Origin of the sequence: Mesorhizobium sp. PAMC28654 (assembly GCF_020616515.1) — a bacterium.
GTDB lineage: Bacteria > Pseudomonadota > Alphaproteobacteria > Rhizobiales > Rhizobiaceae > Mesorhizobium.
Genome location: NZ_CP085135.1, coordinates 5,762,530 through 5,780,648 on the forward strand (window position 1 = coordinate 5,762,530; position 18,119 = coordinate 5,780,648).

An 18,119-nucleotide genomic window follows, 5' to 3' on the forward strand; every position below is an offset into this window, starting at 1 on the left:
AACATTAGTGGACTTTAATCCTCGGCCCCTCGATCTGGGCTGGCAATCGAGGCTGTGCCCTCTGTTCAGAAGGATTAGGATCCCATGCGAAAACTGATTTCCGCAGCCCTTGTCGGGCTTACGCTCGCCGCCACATCCGCCGTCGCGCATGCCGACGACAAGAAAGTCGTCATCGCCTACCAGACCGGCGCCAACCCTTATAATCTGGGCATCGCCAATGGTGATCTTGCCAAGAAGACCGGCTGGAACATCGAATTCCGCCGCTTCAATTCCGGCGCCGACATTTTCGCCGCAATCGCCTCCGGCGACGTCCAGATCGGCGATGTCGGATCGAGCCCGTTCGCCGCCGCCGTCAGCAAGGGCATCGACGTGAAGGCGTTCTACATCTCCTCGGTCTCGCGTGACGGCGAGGCGCTGGTGGTGCGGCCCGATATCAAGTCGCCGGCCGATTTGCGCGGCAAGAAGCTCGCCGCCGCACCCGTCTCGACCGATCATTACCAGCTTCTCGCCGTGCTCAAGCAGGAAGGCATTTCCGAGAAGGAAACCCAGGTCATCGCCATTCCGCAGCCCGAGATCGTCGCGGCCTGGAAGCGCGGCGACATCGATGGCGCCTTCGTCTGGGATCCGGCGCTTTCTGAACTGAAGAAGAACGGCAAGGTCCTGCTCACCGCCGGCCAGGTCGCCGATCGCGGCGCGCCGACCTTCAGCGCGCTGGTCGTGACCGGCAAGTTCGCCAAGGCCAATCCCGACTTCCTCGGCCAGTACGTCCGGCTGATCGACGGCTACACCACGTCCTACCTGAGCAACCCCGCCACCTGGGGGCCGGAGTCCGAGAACGCCAAGGCGATCGCGAAATTGCAGGGCGGCACGGCGGCCGAGAATTCGGAGCAGTTGAAGACGACGGTGGTTCCGCCGCTTGACGAACAGGCGTCCGACAAATGGCTGGGCGGTGGCGACAAGAGCGCCGTTGCGAAAATCCTCAAGGACACCGCGGGCTTCCTGAAGGATCAGAAGAAGATCACCACCATCAAGGACAGCTACGCCTCAGCCGCCGATCCGCAATATGCGGATGCCGCCAAGGCCTCGAACTGAAATCCCTGAAAGAAACTCGGCTGGCTGGGGAAATCCAGCCAGCCTGGAGGCCACCATGCTTCGAATCCGCGATGCCAGCGTCACCTTTCCAGCCTCGGACGGCCAGGAGGTGCACGCGCTCGATCACGTCTCGCTGGACATCGCTCCCGATTCCATCGTCGTCGCGGTCGGTGCTTCCGGATGCGGCAAGTCGACATTGCTCAACGCGATCGCCGGCTTCCTGGCGCTTAGCGAAGGCTCGATCACGCTGGATGGAAAGGAGATCGTCGCGCCCGGCGGCGATCGTGGCGTCGTGTTCCAGAAGGACACCTTGCTGCCCTGGGCCAACGTGCTGGACAATGTTGCGCTCGGCCTGAAATACGGAGGCGTGCCCCGCGGCGAACGCCATGAGCGGTCAAGGCGCCTGCTGGAACTGGTCGGACTCGCCGATTTCGCCGAAAAGCCGCCCTACGAACTGTCCGGCGGCATGCGCCAGCGCGTCGGCATCGCGCGGGCGCTGGCCACCGATCCAAAGATCCTCTTGATGGACGAGCCGTTCGGCGCCCTCGACAGCTTGACGCGCGAGACGATGCAGCAGCTGCTGGCGTCGGTCTGGGCCAAGACCGGCAAGCAGATACTGTTCATCACCCATTCCATCGAGGAAGCCCTCACGCTCGGCACGACCATCGTTGTGATGTCGCCCCGGCCAGGCCGTATCGTTGCCCGGTTCGACGCCGACTTCGTGCGCGAGTTCGCTGACAGCGGCGACATCGGACCGATCCAGTCGCACCCGCGTTTCATCGAACTGCGCCAGGAAATCCGCTCGCTCATCCACCAGCCGGAAGGCACCCGCACAGGAACCTTGCAATGACGCTCGCCGCCAATTCGGGAACCTCTTTTTCGTCTTCGACAGCCAAGCGCTCGCCGTCTCCCAAGCCGCGCCGGTCCGCGTCGACAAGCACGCTCGGCATCAGCCTGGTCACGCTGGCCGCGCTGATTGCGTTGTGGTTCCTCGCCGCGCATTTCGAATGGGCGTCGCCGCTGTTCCTGCCGTCGCCGGCCGAGGTGCTGACCCAGTTCAGCGCCGTCTGGGTCGACGGCTATGCCAATGGCACGCTGCTCGAGCACACGCTGGCCAGCCTCGGCCGCATCGCCGCGGCGCTCGGCGTCGGTATTTTCCTGGGCATTCCGCTCGGCTTGCTGATGGGGCTCAATCGCTGGGTCAAGGGCATCTTCACCGTTCCGATCGATCTCTAGCCTGCCGCCCTTGGCTTACCTGCCGCTGCTGATCATCTGGCTGGGTATCGGCGAGACCTCCAAGGTCGTGCTCCTGTCGCTGTCGACCTTTGCCCCGATCTGCTTTGCCGCTCAGGCCGGCGTCCGCTCCGTGCCGGTTGAACGCATCAATGCCGCGCTGTCGCTTGGCGCCAGCCGCCTGCAACTGTTCACGAGCATCATCCTGCCGTCCGCACTGCCGGAAATCATGACCGGCCTGAAGATCGCCATCGGCGCGGGATTGTCGACGCTGGTCGCGGCCGAGTTGATCGCGGCCCAGTCGGGCCTTGGCTACATGATCATGTCAGCGGCCAATTTCCTCGCCACCGACGTCGTCTTCGTCGGCCTGATCGTCATCGCCATTCTTGCCTTCGCCTTCACCAGCGGCATGCGCTGGCTGGAGCATCGGCTCATCCCCTGGAAGGGCAAGATCTGACGCTTGCCCGACACACTTCGCAATCGCTGAAGGAACAACCCGATGTCCAGCAACCCGCTCGATCTCTACTGGTATCTGCCGACTCATGGCGATGGACCGTATCTCGGCACGGATGAGCGGCACCGCCCGGCAACCTTCGGATATCTCAAGGAGATCGCCCAGGCCGCCGACCGGCTCGGCTTCAAGGGCGTGCTCCTGCCCACCGGAACGCGGTGCGAGGACGCCTGGATCGTGGCGGCAGGGCTGATCCCGCTCACCGAACGGCTGAAGTTCCTCGTGGCGCTTCGGCCGGGCAGTGGAACGCCGGCGCTGTTCGCGCGTCATGCGGCCACGCTCGACCGCATTTCCGGTGGCCGTGTCCTGCTCAATGTCGTCACCGGTGCCGATCCGGCCGACCTTGCCGGCGACGGCAACAAGCTCAGCCATGACGAACGCTATGCGCAGACCGACGAGTTCCTGACCATCTGGCGGCGGATACTTTCGGGCGAGCCGGCGGATTTCGAGGGCAAGTATCTTTCCGCCCATGGTACCGACATTTCCTTCCCGCCGGTGCAGCATCCGCATCCGCCGCTCTGGTTCGGCGGCTCTTCCGATGCCGGCATCGCGATCGCCGCCAAGCATGTCGACGCCTATCTGAGCTGGGGCGAACCGGTGGACCAGCTTGCCGAGAAGATCGATCGCGTCCGAAAGGCCGCGGCCGCGCAGGGCCGGACGATCCGCTTCGGCCTTCGCATTCACCTGATCGTGCGCGAAACGGAGGACGAGGCCTGGGCCGCCGCCGACCGGTTGATCAGCCACGTCACCGACGATGTGATCGCCGAAGCCCAGAACGGGTTTGTCAACATCTCGGAATCCGTCGGGCAGAAGCGCATGTCGGCGCTTCACCAGGGCCGGCGCGACCGACTGGTCGTCGGTCCGAACCTGTGGGCAGGGCCAGGGCTGGTGCGTGGCGGCGCGGGAACGGCGCTGGTCGGCAATCCCGACAATGTCGCCGCGCGCATTCGCGAGTATCAGGAAATAGGCATCGAGACCATCATCGCGTCGGGCTATCCGCATCTGGAAGAGGCGTTCAACGTCGCCGAACTGCTGTTCCCCAAACTCGGGCTGAGCGGCGAGGCCCCCCCGGCGGAGCGCGGCTGGGACGTCGAGTTCGGACGCGGCGTGCGCCCGAAGGTTGCCGCGGCGAGCGCTAGCTGATTGCGGCCATGGGTCGGATGACCCGCTTCGGTCACCCCGGATTGCGGCCGGTGGTCCTTCCGGTTCGGGAGACGAGGTGCGCAGGCAGCGCGTAGCGCACGCGGTTCGAGGGTTTCGTCACCGGCGCGTTCTCATTCCTGCTCGGCAATTCCGTTGCGATACCGAGCGGCGTCGAAGCGGAGGGGACCCAGTGCGCCTGCGAAGGGGCATGACCATTGCCGTTTCGACTTCGCGGCGAAGCCATGGACGCCCCAGGCCGTAACCGCTGTGGCTGGGCCAGCCTCATGGGCCGGCGCCCCAAGTGCTGCCGGACCATGCGGCCGACCTGTCAGAGCTTTTGCTTGGGCTTGAAGGTGTGCATCAACGGGCCGAAATCGTGCTTCTGCGCGTCGCTGAGACTGTCATAGAGCGGCTTACCAGCGTCCGCGACCTTCCGCAGCTCCGCCGCGTTCTTCTCAAGATGATCGGCCATCATCGATATTCGATCGAGCGTCGAGGGAGGCGCGGCGTTACCCATGCGTTCCCTTGCCTGAAGCCATCGGTCCGCGCGGGCCTTCGCCGCGTCGCGGATCGCGGATTCAAAAGCCGGCCAGTTCTTGGCCTGGTCATCGTTGAGCTTGAGCCCTGCCTTCATGCTGGCGAGATGGGCGTCGAGCAAAACGGACTGCCTGTGCTGGATTTTCTGGATTTCCGCGGCGCTGGGTACGGACTTGTCGTAGGAGGGAGCAGCGAGTGTGTTTTGCGCCATGAACGAACCGGCGAGACAGGCGATCACTAAGGGGGCGATTAGGCGTTTTCTCATAATTGCACCTGATGTTTGTGACATTCGTCGTCACTTGAATTTTCAACACGGGCGGATTGAACCGGCCATGACCTGTCCCGCTTGATGGAGGACACCCGTGGTCGGGTGACGGTCAGAGGCCGTAGGGACCACACAGGCCGAGCGTCAACTGAATGGGTCCGCAAACGTTGCCGTAGTAGCCGCCATAGTAGCCACCGCCCCAGCCACCACCTCCGCCGCCCCGACGCGCGTGGCCATGCCCGCTAGAGTGATGGGCCGCGGCGTGGTGGCCTCCATGGCCACCACCATGGTGCCTGACGGTCGCGGCATCGGCGATGGTGGTAAATGAGGTCGCGCTTGCTAGAGCCAGCACGATAGAGCTGGCGAATACTATTTGTCTTTTCATGAGGATAACTCCAATTTTTCATGCGAGACTTTGCACGAGAGCAGAACGGCCTCCCACTCGACACGTTCCTTCACGAAAACGGGACGATCTGCTTGGCTATTCGCGTAGCTAGGCGCTGAACGATGATGGGCTCGGCGACGAACTCGCCACGCCGGTCGATGCGACCCGCTGAGGAATCCACGTCGCCGCGCAACTGCCTGGATGAGGGATCATGCAGCCTGCGTTCCCATTAATTCGACGGGACTGGGCTTAGAGCCATTCACCGTTTCACGGAAACGGCGAACCGCTCTATCTCCTTGTTTTTACGCAATTCCTGACGGAAAACCGTTTCACACTTTTCCTCGAATTACTCTAGCGGACCGACGGGCTGCTGCCGGAGCCGACTTACCGACTTCTCCCAAAAGGAGGCGCCGCGTTGCATCCGTGGACAAACTCATCGGGCGAGGCCGCCCAGTCGCGGGCGGCCTGGCGGGATAGAGGTCAGAGGATGCCGAACGGGCCATACGGGGCGTAGTAGGGCCGGCAGAGGCCGAGCGCCAATTGAACGGGGCCGCAATAGTCGTAGTAGCCGCCGTAATAGCCGCCGCCGTAATAGCCGCCGCCTCCGCGAGCCCAGCGGCCATTGCCACGGTGCACGGCGTATCGATGCCCACCACTGGAACGGGCCATGGCACGGCCACCACCGGAACGACTCATCGAATGGCCGCCACCGTGATGCCTGATAACAGCCGCGTCGGCGGTCGATGTAAATGATACCGTGCCTGCTGCCAATGCCAGCAGGATGGAGCTTGCGAATACTATTTGCCGTTTCATCTGACTAACTCCTATTTTCTTATGCGATAATATGCATGAGAAGAAAACAGCCTCTCAGCCGACGCGTTCCTTCACGAAATCGGGATGGGAGTTGATCACTCTCAAAAAGAAATACAGAACAGCCGCGCCGGAATATCCGGGGCATGACTGTCCTGCTGTCGTGGGCCGAATGAGGAATCAGGGACCGTGTGGGCCGCACTGTTCAAGCGTCCACTCGATGGTGCCGCAATAGTCGTCGCCATAGCGGCTGTAATCGCCGTAGCCGTCGTAGTAGCCACCGATCCAGCCATTGTCGGCGACCCAATCGTCGTCGTTCAAACCGCCGATCGGAGCGCCAGTACGCACGTAGCGGCGAACGACGTGGCGATGCTCAATATTGTGACGGGCCGCGACGTGGTGGACGAGGTGATGCTTGACGACCGCGGCGTCAGCGTTGGTGGTCAATGACACCGCGCTCGCGGCCAACGCCAAGACAATGGCGCCGGTCAGTACTCGTTGCCTGCTCATAAGGATGCCTCCTGTTCATGCGAGACAGCACGAACGGGAACGGCTTTCTCACGCGACGCGTTCCTTCACGAAAACGGGACGGGACGGTGACCTACATGGACGCCCAAGTGCAAATCCGCCTATTCCGAGGTTCCAGACCAGGTGTTGAAGCGCTCGTTCAACTCCTCCAGGTGGTCGAGCCAGAACGCACGGGCTTCCTCGCTGCCGATATGCAGGCCGATCTTGAGATTGTCGCCGGCCGGCAGCAGGGCGATGCGCTCGGGCTTGATGAATTTTTCAGCGCCGTTGATCGTCGTGCCATAGGCGAAGATGTTGGTGAAGTCGGCCTGCCGCTTGGGATAGGATGCGTATTTGATGAATTCGTGGGCGAGATCGATGTAGGGCGACTTGGCGGGAATTGCCCAGGCGTCGACATCGTACTGGGTATTTTGCCAGACAATGCCGAAATGCTTGCCCTCGTCGAGCGCGGCGGAAACCCGGCCGTTGTAGGCGAGCGCCATGGCGACGTCGCCTGACGCCAGCCACTGTGTCGGCTGTGCCCCGGCCTTCCACCATTGGATGTCAGCCTTGATCGTGTCGAGCTTGGCGAAGGCGCGGTTGATGCCTTCCGGCGTCGACAGCACTTTGTAGACATCGGCGGGCGCCACGCCGTCGGCCATCAGGGCAAATTCCAGGTTGATCTTCGGCCCCCGGCGCATGGCGCGCTTGCCGGGCCATTTGTCGAGGTTGAAGAAGTCCCGCACCGTCGTGGGGCCTTCCTTCAAACTGTCCCTGTGTTGCGGAATTGGACGATCGGCGCGGGCGCTTGACCGGATGGGTCCGGCGCCGGCGCGCCCATGGCCGGGAGCGGCCCGGCATTCGAATGGCCATCCCCGTCGCCTTGCGGCCGGCCAAGCGTTGAAGGCTGCTCGTTCATATCCCCCCACTGGAACGAAGTCGCTGTTGTGTCGCGGCACTGCCGCCAGTTGCCGTCAAGCCGGCCATGAACGTTCGGGCCGGAGCAATGCCCCCGAAACCCCGCCGAAAGCCATTCCACGGCGATGTTGCCGGTCCGCGGCGAAATTGCAAGTTGGTGTGATCTTGCTGGCGCGTGGCGTTGGTGTTTAGCTGGCGGAGGGCAGGGGTGTACAATGTGGTGAAGCGATCGGATCGGCCGAGGCGGATTTCTCGTCGGCGCGCGAACATCTGAGATGCGGACGAATGCCAAGCTTTCGTTGTGGCACCGCTTCGTTCTGGCGGTAGCGCGGCTGCTGATCACGATGCGGCATCCGGTTCTCGTCTTCCGGTTTTTCAGGCGGCTTGGCTACATGCCCAATCCCGCGGCGCCGGAGCGCTACAACGAGCGCATGCTGTGGCGAAAGGTGATCGACCACAATCCGCTCTTCGTCACCTTGTCGGACAAGCTCGCCGCCAAGGATTACATCCGTCGCGTCTGCCCCGACCTGCCGGTGCCCAGGACCTTGTGGCGCGGCCGCGACCCCGACGACATCCCGCCCTCGCTGCTGGCCGGCGACGTGATCGTCAAGGCCAACCATGGCTGCGACATGAATGTCTTCGTTTCCGGCGGCGAGCCGGATCGCGCCACGGTCCTGCGCAAGATGAAGCGCTGGTTGGGCAAGCAGCATGGGCGTCGCTTTGGCGAATGGGCCTATTGGTCAATCGTGCCGGAGGCGTTTGTCGAGGAGACGCTACCCTTGAGTGGCGGCAGGATCGCAACCGAAATCAAGGTCCAGGTATGCAGCGGGGTTGTCTGCCATGTCCGGGCCGAGGACAAGAAAGCGCTGATGTCGCGTCTGTTCGATCCCAACGGCAATCCTTTGCCTGGGCGCGATATCGATTATCCGCGTGAGGACCAGGCGCTGCCGGTCACACCGCGTCTGGTGGAATTCATCAGGCAAGCAGCGGAGATCGGGCCACACATCGCCGGCGATCTCGACTATGTCCGCGTCGATTTCCTGGTCACCGATGAGCGGCTGTTCGCGGGCGAGGTCACCATCTATACGGCGGCCGGCTACTCGACCTGGAGCAACCCGGCGATCTCAGCGGATATAGAGCGACTGTGGCGGCTCGATCAGTCGGATTACCTCAGGCGACGCCACACCGGGTTCGCCCGGCTCTACGCCGATGCTCTTCGGGCAAAATACGCAAGGGATGGCGGCGATCTCGCGCCAGTTAATCAGGTCGAAAAAACGCCGCTACAAAGCCTGCCGGGCTGAAGCACGTCACCATTCGGCGAAGGAGCCGTCCTTGTGGCGCCAGACCGGGTTGCGCCAGCGGTGGCCTTCCTTGGCGCGCTCCTTCACATACTCTTCATCGATCTCGACACCCAGGCCCGGACCGTCGGGAATGGAGACATAGCCATCCTCGTAGCGGAAGACATCCTTGTTGGCGGCGTAGTCGAGCAGGTCGTTGGCGCCGTTGTAGTGGATGCCGAGGCTCTGCTCCTGGATGAAGCAGTTGTAGCTGACCGCATCGAGCTGCAGGCATGCGGCAAGTGCGATCGGCCCGAGCGGGCAGTGCGGCGCCACCGCGACATCATAGGCCTCCGCCATCGCCGCGATCTTGCGGCATTCGGTGATGCCGCCGGCATGCGACAGGTCGGGCTGGATAATGTCGACCACGCCTTCCTCGAACACCGACTTGAAATCCCAGCGGCTGTAGAGCCGTTCGCCAAGCGCGATCGGCGTCGAGCCAAGGGCGGCGATCTCCTTCAGCGCCTCGCGGTTTTCGCTGAGCACCGGCTCCTCGATGAACATCAGCCGGTAGGGTTCGAGCTCCTTGACCAGGATGCGCGCCATCGGCCGGTGCACGCGGCCGTGGAAATCGACGGCGATGCCGATATTGGGGCCGACGGCTTCGCGCACCATGGCGACCCTCTCGATCGCCGCGTCGATCTTGTCATGGCTGTCGACGATCTGCAGTTCCTCGGTGCCATTCATCTTGAGCGCCAGGAAGCCGCGCGAGACCACTTCCTTCGCGCCCGCCGCGACCTCCGCCGGCCGGTCGCCGCCGATCCAGGAATAGACCTTGATCGTGTCGCGCAATTTGCCGCCGAGCAGCTCATGCACGGGCACGCCGAGCGCCTTGCCCTTGATGTCCCACAGCGCCTGGTCGATGCCGGCGATGGCGCTCATCATGATTGGCCCGCCACGGTAGAAGCCGCCGCGATGCATCACCGTCCAGTGGTCCTCGATCAGGCGCGGGTCCTTGCCGATGAGATAATCACCAAGCTCCTTGACCGCCGCCTCGACGGTCAGCGCGCGGCCTTCGACCACCGGCTCGCCCCAGCCGGTGACGCCGGCATCGGTCTCGATCTTCAGGAACAGCCAGCGCGGCGGAACGAGGTAGGTGGTGAGCGAGATGATCTTCATGCGGGGTCTCAGTTGTTCTTGAGTTTCTTGGCGCTCACGAGGTCGCGCGCCGCAAGGTCGAGGATCCGGTTTGCCGCCGCGCGCGCGCCCTCGGCATCGCGCATGCGCAATGCCTCGACCACCTCACGATGCGCCGTCACGGCTTCCATGCGCCGGTCGAGCGAAATGGTCGCCGTCGCTTCCAGCGAGAATTTGAGCCCGGTGTCGATCAGATTGCCGATCTGGCGAAAGATCGGGTTGTGGCTCGCGGCATAGAGGATCTGGTGGAACGCGATGTCGGAGCGCGAGAAGGCGACGAGATCCTCGCCGGCATCAGCCATGCCCCGCCACGCCGCTTCGAGGTCGGCGATCTCCTGCAACGTCGCGCGCGTGGCTGCGAGATCCGCGACCAGCGGTTCGATCGCCCGGCGGGTTTCGAGGATGGCGTCGAACAGCTTGTCGTCCAATGCATGCGGCGCGTGCCAGGCCAGCACCTGCGGATCGATGATGTTCCAGTCGTCCTCGTTGCAGACGATGGTGCCGACGCGCGGCCGCGACAACACCAGCCCCTTGGCCGCCAGCACCTTCAAGGCTTCGCGGATGACGGTGCGGCTGACGCCGTACTCCACGCCGAGCTCGTTTTCGGTCGGCAGGGAAGACCCAGCCGGGTAGCGTCCGGAAAAGATGTCCGAGGCCATCGCCTTCGTCACATCGGGCATGACGCGTGGGCGGCGGGTGGTCGTGTCGCCCTGTGGCTTCTTCAAAATCTCGGTCACCTCAGCCCCTCCAAGGCGGCGAACCCTTGGGTTTCGCACAGCCGGCCCGGCATTAGCGGATGCGAATGCGTTGCGCCAGCGATCGTTGGTCGGAGCATGTACCTCATTTATCATACCAGATCAATTGACGCGTATGATGAAAACGAATAGAGACTTAGCGTCCGGCTTGTTCACTGGGAGGTAACCATGCGATTTTTGAAGACCGCGCTTGTCGCGGGCGCGCTTGCCGTGCTGTCCGCCACGACGTTCGCTGCATATGCTCAGGACACCAAGATCGGCTTTATCGTCAAGCAGCCCGAGGAGCCGTGGTTCCAGGACGAATGGAAGTTCGCCGACCAGGCCGCCAAGGAAAAGGGCTTTACCCTCGTCAAGATCGGCGCCGAGGATGGCGAGAAGCTGATGTCGGCGATCGATAATCTCGGCGCCCAGGGCGCGCAGGGCTTCATCGTCTGCACGCCGGATGTGAAGCTCGGCCCCGGCATCGTCGCCAAGGCCGCCGCCAACAATCTCAAGCTGATGACCGTTGACGACCGGCTGGTCGGCGCAGACGGCAAGCCGCTGGAAGACGTGCCGCATATGGGCATTTCCGCAACCAAGATCGGCGAGGCCGTTGGCAAGACGATCATCGACGAGATGAAGGCGCGTGGCTGGAAGCCGGAAGAGGTTGGCGCGATCCGCGTCTCCTACGACCAGCTGCCGACCGCCGTGGACCGTGTGGAAGGCGCCATCTCGGTGCTGAAGGCAAACGGCTTCAAGGCTGAGCAGATCTTCGACGCGCCGCAGGCCAAGACCGACACGGAAGCCGCGCTCAATGCCGCGACCACCGTGCTCAACAGCCATGCCGACATCAAGAAGTGGGTTGCGTTCGGCCTGAACGACGAAGCTGCCCTTGGTGCGGTGCGCGCTTCGGAAAGCGTAGGCATCCCGGCAGAAAACGTGATCGCCGTCGGCATCGGCGGTGCGGACTCGGCCATCAACGAATTCAAGAAGCCGGTAGCCACCGGGTTCGTCGGCTCGGTCATCATCTCACCGAAGCGCCACGGCTACGAGACGGCACTCAACATGTATGACTGGGTCGCCAACAACAAGGAACCGGAAAAGCTGATCCTGACATCGGGTGCCGTTGCCAAGCGCGACACCTACGTGCAGGTTCGCAAGGACCTCGGCATCGAGTAAATCCTCCCAAGGCACAAACGGGTGGCGATTCATTCCGCCACCCATTTCTCTGTGGCAAGAAGGATCGGCCCGTGTCCTTTCTCGAATTCTCGCACATCACCAAGACCTATCCGGGCGTCAGGGCGCTGTCGGACGTCTCGTTCGGCGTCGACAAGGGCGCCGTGCACGGCCTGATGGGCGAGAACGGGGCGGGCAAGTCTACCCTGATCAAGATCCTTTCCGGCGACCAGCATGCCGATGAGGGCGAAATCCGCATCGACGGCAAGGTCCAGGCCTATTCATCGACAAGGGATGCCTTCGACAATGGCGTCATCGTCATCCACCAGGAACTGCAGCTGGTTCCGGAGCTGACCGTCGCCGAAAATCTCAGCCTTGGCCGCTTTCCCGCCAGCGCCGGCATCATCGCGCGCCGGACAATGCTGGAAGACGTTGGCGCGAAGCTGAAATCGGCGGGCATCGACATCGATATCAGCCGCAAGGTCAAGACGCTGTCCATCGGCGAGCGCCAGATGGTCGAGATCGCCAAGGCGATCATGCTCGACGCACGCGTCATCGCGCTGGACGAGCCGACCTCGTCGCTCTCTTCGCGCGAAAGCGAAATCCTGTTTGCCCTAATCGACCGCCTGCGCGGCGAGGGCAAGGTCATCATCTACGTCTCGCATAGGCTCGACGAGGTGTTTCGCCTCTGCGACAGCCTGACCGTACTGCGCGACGGCAAGCTCGCGGCGCACCACACATCGCTGAAAGGTGTCACCCGCGACCAGGTCGTCGCCGAAATGGTCGGCCGCGAAATCTCCGACATATGGGGTTTTCGCCCGCGCAAGGCCGGCGATGTCCGCCTGAAGGTCGAAGGCCTCTGCGGGGCAAAGCTGAAGACGCCGGCCAGCTTCGAGGCGAGGGCCGGCGAAATCGTCGGCTTCTTCGGCCTGATCGGCGCCGGGCGCTCGGAACTGATGCGGCTGGTCTTCAGCGCCGACCCGCGTGCGGGCGGCACCATCACCGTAGATGGCAAGGTGGTTCGCGCCACCGATCCGCATGACGCGATCCGGGCGGGCATCGTGCTGTGCTCGGAAGACCGCAAGCATGACGGCATCATCCAGGGCCGCTCGATCGAAGAGAACATCAACATCTCGTCGCGGCGCCATCACACGCGCTTTGGCGTGCTCAACCGCGCTAGCGAGATCGCGACCGCCGAGACCTTCATCAAGAAGCTGAAGGTGCGCACCCCGTCGCGAACAGGACATCATCAACCTCTCCGGCGGCAACCAGCAGAAGGTCATCCTTGGCCGCTGGCTGTCGGAGCAGGGCGTGCGCGTCCTCATCGTCGACGAGCCGACGCGCGGCATCGATGTCGGCGCGAAATCGGAAATCTACGAACTGCTCTACCAGCTTGCCGGGGACGGCATGGCGATCGTCGTCGTCTCGTCCGAACTGCCGGAGGTGATGGGCATCTGCGACCGCATCCTGGTTATGTGCGGCGGGCGCGTCAGCGCCGAATTTTCCCGCGACCAGTTCGCCGAAAGGGCAATCCTGGCCGCTGCTCTCCCCGACACGAAAACCCCCGACGCTATCGCATCCTGAGGATTCTTGGCATGACCGACCAATTGAAGAAGATCCTGCTCGGCGAGCAGGGGCTTGTCGTCATCTTCATCGTTGCCTTCGCTGTCGTGTCGGCTCTGGTGCCGAACTTTCTCACCGACCGCAACATGCTGGGCCTGCTGCAATCGGTGGTCACCGTAGGCATCGTCGCCTGCACCATGATGTTCTGCCTTGCCGCGCGCGACTTCGACCTGTCGGTTGGCTCCATCGTCGCCTTCGCCGGCATGGTCGCGGTGATGGCGTCGAACTACACCGGCTCGATCCTGCTCGGCCTGCTGGCGGCGATCGCCTGCGGCGGTTTCGTCGGCTTCATCAACGGCGTCGTCATCGCCAAATTCCGCATCAACGCGCTGATCACGACGCTGGCCACCATGCAGATCGTGCGCGGCCTGGCGCTGATCGCGTCCGATGGCCGCGCCGTCGGCATCAACAGCCCGGATTTCTATCAGTTGGCGCTGTCGAAACTTCTGGGCATACCGACGCCGATCTGGGTGCTCGCAGCCCTGTTCTGCATCTTCGGTTTCGTGCTGAACCGCACCGTCTTCGGCAAGAACACGCTGGCAATCGGCGGCAATCCGGAGGCGTCGCGGCTGGCCGGCGTCAATGTCGACTGGACGCGCATCTGGATCTTCGCGCTGCAGGGCGTCGTCTGCGGCATCGCCGGCATCCTGCTGGCCTCGCGCATCACCTCCGGGCAGCCCAACGCGGCGGTCGGGCTCGAACTCTCGGTCATCTCGGCCTGCGTGCTCGGCGGCGTTTCGCTCGCTGGCGGCCGCGCCACCATGTCGGGCGTCATCGTCGGCGTACTGATCATGGGCATCGCCGAAAACGCCATGAACCTGCTCAACATCCCAGCCTTCTACCAGTACATCGTGCGCGGGGTGATCCTGCTCCTGGCCGTGTTGCTCGACAATCTGCGCTCGTCGGCGCTGGGGCGGCGCTGAGCGGCGCCTGTCGGCCCGCGACTGCCGCGTCTTAAACGTGGCACGACCTAAATGACCGTCTTCGACTGGAGTCACAAAAATGGCTGAGCGCCTGTCCGGCAAACGCATATTCCTGACCGGTGCCGCGCAAGGCATCGGGCTGGCCATCGCCGAGGCCTGCCTCGCGGAGGGCGCAAAGCTGTTCCTGGTCGACCAGGACGGTGCGCTCCTGGACAAGACCGTTGCCGGCCTCGCCGCACCGCGTGGATCAATCGGGCATGCGACCGCCGACATCAGCGATGGCGCGGCGATCACCGCTGCCGTTCAGCGGGCGAACGCCGAGATCGGCGAGATCAACGCGCTGATCAACAATGCGGGGATGAATGTATTCTCGACGCCGCTCGAGGCGACCGAGGAGCAGTGGAACCGCAATTTCGACGTCAACGTCAAGGGTGCGTGGAACTGCAGCAAGGCGGTATTGCCCGGCATGATCGCAAGCGGTGGCGGCGCCATCCTCAACATCGCCTCGACGCACAGCTTCACCATCATTCCGCACACTTTCCCCTATCCGGTCGCCAAGCACGCGCTGCTGGGGCTGACCAAGTCGCTGGCGCTCGAATATGCGGGGCAGGGCGTTCGCGTGAACGCGCTGGCGCCCGGCTATGTCGAGACGCAGAAGGCCATCGACTACTGGAACAGTTTGCCGACCCGGTGGCGGCGCGCGCCAAAACGATGGCGCTGCACCCCGGCGGCCGCATCGCCTCGACGCACGAGATCGCCATGGCCGCATTGTTCATGATTTCCGACGAGAGCCCGTTCATGAACGCGGCCTGCCTCGTCATCGATGGCGGGCTCAGCCAGCTACAGCATCCCGCCTGAACGTCAGGAAACAGCAATGACCAAGAGACGATCGCAGCACTGGTTCGGCGGGCAGGGCAAGGATGCCTTCATCCATCGCAGCTGGATGAAGAACAACGGCCTGCCCGACGATGCTTTCGATGGCCGCCCGGTGATCGGCATCTGCAACACATTTTCCGAATTCACGCCGTGCCATGTGCACTTTCGCGGGTTGATCGAGCACATCAAGGCCGGCGTGCTGGAGGCCGGCGGGCTGCCGCTGGAATTCCCGGTCTTCTCCTGCGGCGAATCCAACCTGCGGCCGACGGCGATGCTATTTCGCAACCTCGCCTCGATGGATGTCGAGGAGGCGATACGCGGCAATCCGATGGATGGCGTCGTGCTGATGGCCGGCTGCGACAAGACCACGCCGTCGCTGGTGATGGGCGCGGCGTCCTGCGACCTGCCGGCGATCGTCATTTCCGGCGGGCCGATGCTCAACGGGCGGTTCCAGGGCCGCGAGATCGGTTCGGGAACCGATGTGTGGAAGTTCTCGGAGGATGTGCGCGCAGGCGTCATGAGCGAACAGGATTTCGCCAATGCCGAGAGCGCCATGTCGCGCTCGCCCGGCCATTGCATGACCATGGGCACGGCCTCGACCATGGCCTCGATGGTCGAGGCGCTCGGGCTGGCGCTGCCGGGCAACGCCGCCTATCCGGCTGTCGACGCGCGTCGCAGCCGCATCGCCCGCATGACGGGGCGGCGCATCGTCGAGATGGTCAATGAGGATTTGCGCCCGTCGGCTATTCTCACAAGGCAGGCCTTTGCCAACGCCATCCGCGTCAATGGCGCTATCGGCGGCTCGACCAATGCGGTGGTGCATCTGCTCGCCATCGCCGGCCGCGTCGGCACCGAGCTGACACTGGACGACTGGGACAGTTTTGGCCGCGACGTGCCGACCATCCTCGACCTGATGCCGTCAGGCCGCTTCCTGATGGAGGATTTCTGCTACGCTGGCGGCATTCCGGCTGTGATGAAAGAGATCGCCGATATGCTCGACCTCGACGCGCTGACCGTCACCGGCAAGAGCGTGCGCGAGAACATTGCCGATGCCCAAAACTACAATCCGGAGGTGATCCGCCCACGCGACAAGGCGCTGACGCCGCATGGCGGGATCGCGGTGCTGCGCGGCAATCTGGCGCCCGACGGCGCCATCATCAAGCCGTCAGCCGCATCGCCAGAACTGATGAAGCATCGTGGCCGCGCCGTCGTGTTCGAGGATATCGACGACTACAAGGCACGCGTCGACGATCCCGCGCTCGACATCGACGAGAGCTCGATCATGGTGCTGAAGAATTGCGGCCCCAAAGGCTATCCGGGCATGGCCGAGGTCGGCAACATGGCGTTGCCCCAAAAGCTGCTCAAGCAGGGCGTGCGCGACATGATCCGCATTTCCGACGCCCGCATGTCCGGCACCGCCTTCGGCACGGTCGTGCTGCATGCCGCGCCCGAAGCGGCCGTTGGTGGTCCGCTGGCGCTGGTGAGGAGCGGCGACATCATCGAGCTCGATGTCGAGGCCAGGAGGCTGCACCTGGAGGTCTCCGAGCAGGAGCTCGCGGAGCGGCGGACATCCTGGGTGGCGCCGGAGCCGGCGATGCGTGGGGGCTATCAGGGCCTCTACACCGAGCATGTGCTGCAGGCGGACCGTGGCGCCGACCTCGATTTCCTGGTGGGCAGCCGTGGCCACGCCATTCCGCGCGAAAGCCATTGAGGTCGACGAGCATGCCAAATTTCCGGCCCGATGATTTCCATGGCATTCATGCCATTCTCTACGCGCTGTTTGATGAGAATGAACGACCGGACCGCGCGGCGATGCGCAGGCAGGTCGAGATCTGCCTGGCGACCGGCGTGCATGGCATGGCGGCGCTTGGCCTGGCCACGGAAGTCGCCAAGCTGACCGAGGCCGAGCGCCGGACGATCATGGACTGGACGGCCGAGGACACCGCCGGAAAAGTGCCGCTCGCCTTCACCATCTTCGGCTCGTCGGTGGCCGAGCAGGTCGCGCAGGTGCGCCACGCTGAAAGCGTCGGCGCCGACTGGGTGATCTTGCAGCCGCCGCCCGCCGGGGCGTATGGCGCGCTGGAGTATATCCGCTTCTTCGGGCGTGTCGCCGAGGCGACGGACCTGCCGGTGGCCATCCAGAATGCGCCGGCGTTTTTCGGGCGCGGCCTGACGTCAGATGAAATCCGCGACCTCGTCACGCTTCATCCCAACATAAGGCTGATCAAGGGCGAGGGCCCGGTCACCGACGTTGCCGGCCTGATCGAGCGCACCGAAGGCCGGATACCGGTCTTCAACGGGCGCGGCGGGCTGGAGCTGGTCGACAATTTCCGCATCGGTTGCCGTGGCATGATCCTGGCACCCGACTGCATCGACCATGCCGTGCGCGCCTATAATGCGTTCCGCGCCGGAGACGAAGCAAGGGCCGAGGCCGAGTACGAAAGAATGCTGCCGGCGGCCGTCTTCGTCATGCAGGGGATCGAGAACCTGATTTGTTACGGCAAGCGGCTGTTCGGCGCCCGCGCGGGCATCCCGATCCATGATCGCGCCCCCGCCATGCGACCGAACGCGACCGGGCTGGAGATCGTGGACCGGTTTGCGCGCCGCCTTGGCCGGATTTGAGGGCAACGGTTTCGCCACTCCGAGAATGGTCAAGACGGCCCGCCTGATCCAAAGGGCATCGCCCGTTTTATGCGGGCGCTATGTCAAAGTTGATAGATTCCGCCGCCGGCCTGCGTCAGAGGAAACTACCGTGGCGCATATTTCGATGGGGTGTCACGCTTGGAAGCCCGTTATTCCCCCAAGGATGGCGGGCTTTTTTTCCACTGCGACCAGGATGGCCTCATTCCTTGCCGGCGAACTCGCTGATCTCTGCAACAGGTCTGCACGTTTGTGAACGCCGGATAGCCCTG

Annotated in this window: 15 protein-coding genes and 3 pseudogenes; 11 read left to right on the forward strand and 7 right to left on the reverse strand. The window is 63.6% G+C overall.

All coding sequences use genetic code 11. From position 1 onward, the window contains the following. Nucleotides 1-84 precede the first annotated feature (84 nt). From tauA to ssuD, 4 genes and pseudogenes are all read left to right on the forward strand, one after another. Nucleotides 85-1,092 carry a taurine ABC transporter substrate-binding protein gene (tauA, locus tag LGH82_RS28325; RefSeq protein ID WP_227345864.1) on the forward strand — a complete coding sequence of 336 codons (1,008 nt, stop codon included), beginning with the start codon at nt 85-87 and terminating at the stop codon, nt 1,090-1,092. A 55-nt stretch (nt 1,093-1,147) separates the two neighbouring features. After that, nucleotides 1,148-1,942, forward strand: a complete 795-nt coding sequence (locus tag LGH82_RS28330; RefSeq protein WP_227345865.1) for a taurine ABC transporter ATP-binding protein — start codon at nt 1,148-1,150, stop codon at nt 1,940-1,942. Continuing rightward, nucleotides 1,939-2,782, forward strand: a pseudogene (locus LGH82_RS28335) (ABC transporter permease subunit). The gene LGH82_RS28330 and the pseudogene LGH82_RS28335 overlap by 4 nt, the downstream one beginning before the upstream one ends. A gap of 42 nt (nt 2,783-2,824) precedes the next feature. Beyond that, complete coding sequence (ssuD, locus tag LGH82_RS28340; RefSeq protein ID WP_227345866.1) at nt 2,825-3,979, forward strand: FMNH2-dependent alkanesulfonate monooxygenase; 1,155 nt, start codon at nt 2,825-2,827, stop codon at nt 3,977-3,979. A 328-nt stretch (nt 3,980-4,307) separates the two neighbouring features. Here ssuD and LGH82_RS28345 read toward each other — a convergent pair whose 3' ends face one another. The 5 genes from LGH82_RS28345 to LGH82_RS28365 all read right to left on the reverse strand — a co-directional run bounded on the left by LGH82_RS28345 (nt 4,308) and on the right by LGH82_RS28365 (nt 7,250). After that, entirely contained in the window at nt 4,308-4,805 is a 498-nt protein-coding gene (locus LGH82_RS28345) for a Spy/CpxP family protein refolding chaperone (RefSeq protein ID WP_227345867.1), read from the reverse strand. Between the two features lie 88 nt (nt 4,806-4,893). After that, the gene (locus LGH82_RS28350) at nt 4,894-5,166 is read right to left on the reverse strand and encodes a hypothetical protein (RefSeq protein WP_227345868.1); all 273 of its coding nucleotides are present in this window, start codon (nt 5,164-5,166) and stop codon (nt 4,894-4,896) included. Nucleotides 5,167-5,646: 480 nt separating this feature from the next. Beyond that, nucleotides 5,647-5,979 (reverse strand): hypothetical protein, encoded by a 333-nt coding sequence (locus tag LGH82_RS28355; protein ID WP_227345869.1) that lies wholly within the window; start codon nt 5,977-5,979, stop codon nt 5,647-5,649. Nucleotides 5,980-6,156: 177 nt separating this feature from the next. Beyond that, on the reverse strand, nt 6,157-6,486 hold the full coding sequence (locus tag LGH82_RS28360; protein WP_227345870.1) for a hypothetical protein: 330 nt from the start codon (nt 6,484-6,486) through the stop codon (nt 6,157-6,159). A 119-nt stretch (nt 6,487-6,605) separates the two neighbouring features. Next, complete coding sequence (locus LGH82_RS28365) at nt 6,606-7,250, reverse strand: extracellular solute-binding protein (RefSeq protein ID WP_227345871.1); 645 nt, start codon at nt 7,248-7,250, stop codon at nt 6,606-6,608. A 426-nt stretch (nt 7,251-7,676) separates the two neighbouring features. On the opposite strand from LGH82_RS28365, the gene LGH82_RS28370 reads away from it, so the two are divergent. Next, nucleotides 7,677-8,702: an ATP-grasp fold amidoligase family protein gene (locus LGH82_RS28370; RefSeq protein WP_227345872.1), complete on the forward strand. Its 1,026-nt coding sequence runs from the start codon at nt 7,677-7,679 to the stop codon at nt 8,700-8,702. Nucleotides 8,703-8,708: 6 nt separating this feature from the next. Here LGH82_RS28370 and dgoD read toward each other — a convergent pair whose 3' ends face one another. Beyond that, complete coding sequence (dgoD, locus tag LGH82_RS28375) at nt 8,709-9,857, reverse strand: galactonate dehydratase (RefSeq protein WP_227345873.1); 1,149 nt, start codon at nt 9,855-9,857, stop codon at nt 8,709-8,711. Nucleotides 9,858-9,865: 8 nt separating this feature from the next. Next, on the reverse strand, nt 9,866-10,555 hold the full coding sequence (locus LGH82_RS28380; protein ID WP_227349705.1) for a FadR/GntR family transcriptional regulator: 690 nt from the start codon (nt 10,553-10,555) through the stop codon (nt 9,866-9,868). A gap of 243 nt (nt 10,556-10,798) precedes the next feature. Here LGH82_RS28380 and LGH82_RS28385 point away from each other — a divergent pair, with 243 nt between their 5' ends. From LGH82_RS28385 to LGH82_RS28410, 6 genes and pseudogenes are all read left to right on the forward strand, one after another. After that, on the forward strand, nt 10,799-11,788 hold the full coding sequence (locus LGH82_RS28385) for an arabinose ABC transporter substrate-binding protein (protein ID WP_227345874.1): 990 nt from the start codon (nt 10,799-10,801) through the stop codon (nt 11,786-11,788). Between the two features lie 71 nt (nt 11,789-11,859). Then, a pseudogene (gene araG / locus LGH82_RS28390) lies at nt 11,860-13,369 on the forward strand (L-arabinose ABC transporter ATP-binding protein AraG). Nucleotides 13,370-13,380: 11 nt separating this feature from the next. Continuing rightward, a complete protein-coding gene (gene araH / locus LGH82_RS28395) occupies nt 13,381-14,331 on the forward strand; it encodes an L-arabinose ABC transporter permease AraH (RefSeq protein WP_227345875.1) in 951 nt (316 codons plus the stop codon). A 79-nt stretch (nt 14,332-14,410) separates the two neighbouring features. After that, a pseudogene (locus LGH82_RS28400) lies at nt 14,411-15,189 on the forward strand (SDR family oxidoreductase). A gap of 16 nt (nt 15,190-15,205) precedes the next feature. Further along, entirely contained in the window at nt 15,206-16,918 is a 1,713-nt protein-coding gene (gene araD, locus LGH82_RS28405; protein WP_227345876.1) for an L-arabinonate dehydratase, read from the forward strand. Between the two features lie 11 nt (nt 16,919-16,929). Beyond that, the gene (locus LGH82_RS28410; protein ID WP_227345877.1) at nt 16,930-17,829 is read left to right on the forward strand and encodes a dihydrodipicolinate synthase family protein; all 900 of its coding nucleotides are present in this window, start codon (nt 16,930-16,932) and stop codon (nt 17,827-17,829) included. The last annotated feature ends 290 nt before the right edge of the window (nt 17,830-18,119 follow it).

What these genes read in the sequence shown, in the direction of transcription:
- tauA (WP_227345864.1), top strand. Translation starts at nt 85, where the DNA reads ATGCGAAAACTGATTTCCGCAGCCCTTGTCGGGCTTACGCTCGCCGCC.
- LGH82_RS28330 (WP_227345865.1), top strand. Translation starts at nt 1,148, where the DNA reads ATGCTTCGAATCCGCGATGCCAGCGTCACCTTTCCAGCCTCGGACGGC.
- ssuD (WP_227345866.1), top strand. Translation starts at nt 2,825, where the DNA reads ATGTCCAGCAACCCGCTCGATCTCTACTGGTATCTGCCGACTCATGGC.
- LGH82_RS28345 (WP_227345867.1), bottom strand. Translation starts at nt 4,805, where the DNA reads ATGTCACAAACATCAGGTGCAATTATGAGAAAACGCCTAATCGCCCCC.
- LGH82_RS28350 (WP_227345868.1), bottom strand. Translation starts at nt 5,166, where the DNA reads ATGAAAAGACAAATAGTATTCGCCAGCTCTATCGTGCTGGCTCTAGCA.
- LGH82_RS28355 (WP_227345869.1), bottom strand. Translation starts at nt 5,979, where the DNA reads ATGAAACGGCAAATAGTATTCGCAAGCTCCATCCTGCTGGCATTGGCA.
- LGH82_RS28360 (WP_227345870.1), bottom strand. Translation starts at nt 6,486, where the DNA reads ATGAGCAGGCAACGAGTACTGACCGGCGCCATTGTCTTGGCGTTGGCC.
- LGH82_RS28370 (WP_227345872.1), top strand. Translation starts at nt 7,677, where the DNA reads ATGCGGACGAATGCCAAGCTTTCGTTGTGGCACCGCTTCGTTCTGGCG.
- dgoD (WP_227345873.1), bottom strand. Translation starts at nt 9,857, where the DNA reads ATGAAGATCATCTCGCTCACCACCTACCTCGTTCCGCCGCGCTGGCTG.
- LGH82_RS28380 (WP_227349705.1), bottom strand. Translation starts at nt 10,555, where the DNA reads ATGCCCGATGTGACGAAGGCGATGGCCTCGGACATCTTTTCCGGACGC.
- LGH82_RS28385 (WP_227345874.1), top strand. Translation starts at nt 10,799, where the DNA reads ATGCGATTTTTGAAGACCGCGCTTGTCGCGGGCGCGCTTGCCGTGCTG.
- araH (WP_227345875.1), top strand. Translation starts at nt 13,381, where the DNA reads ATGACCGACCAATTGAAGAAGATCCTGCTCGGCGAGCAGGGGCTTGTC.
- araD (WP_227345876.1), top strand. Translation starts at nt 15,206, where the DNA reads ATGACCAAGAGACGATCGCAGCACTGGTTCGGCGGGCAGGGCAAGGAT.
- LGH82_RS28410 (WP_227345877.1), top strand. Translation starts at nt 16,930, where the DNA reads ATGCCAAATTTCCGGCCCGATGATTTCCATGGCATTCATGCCATTCTC.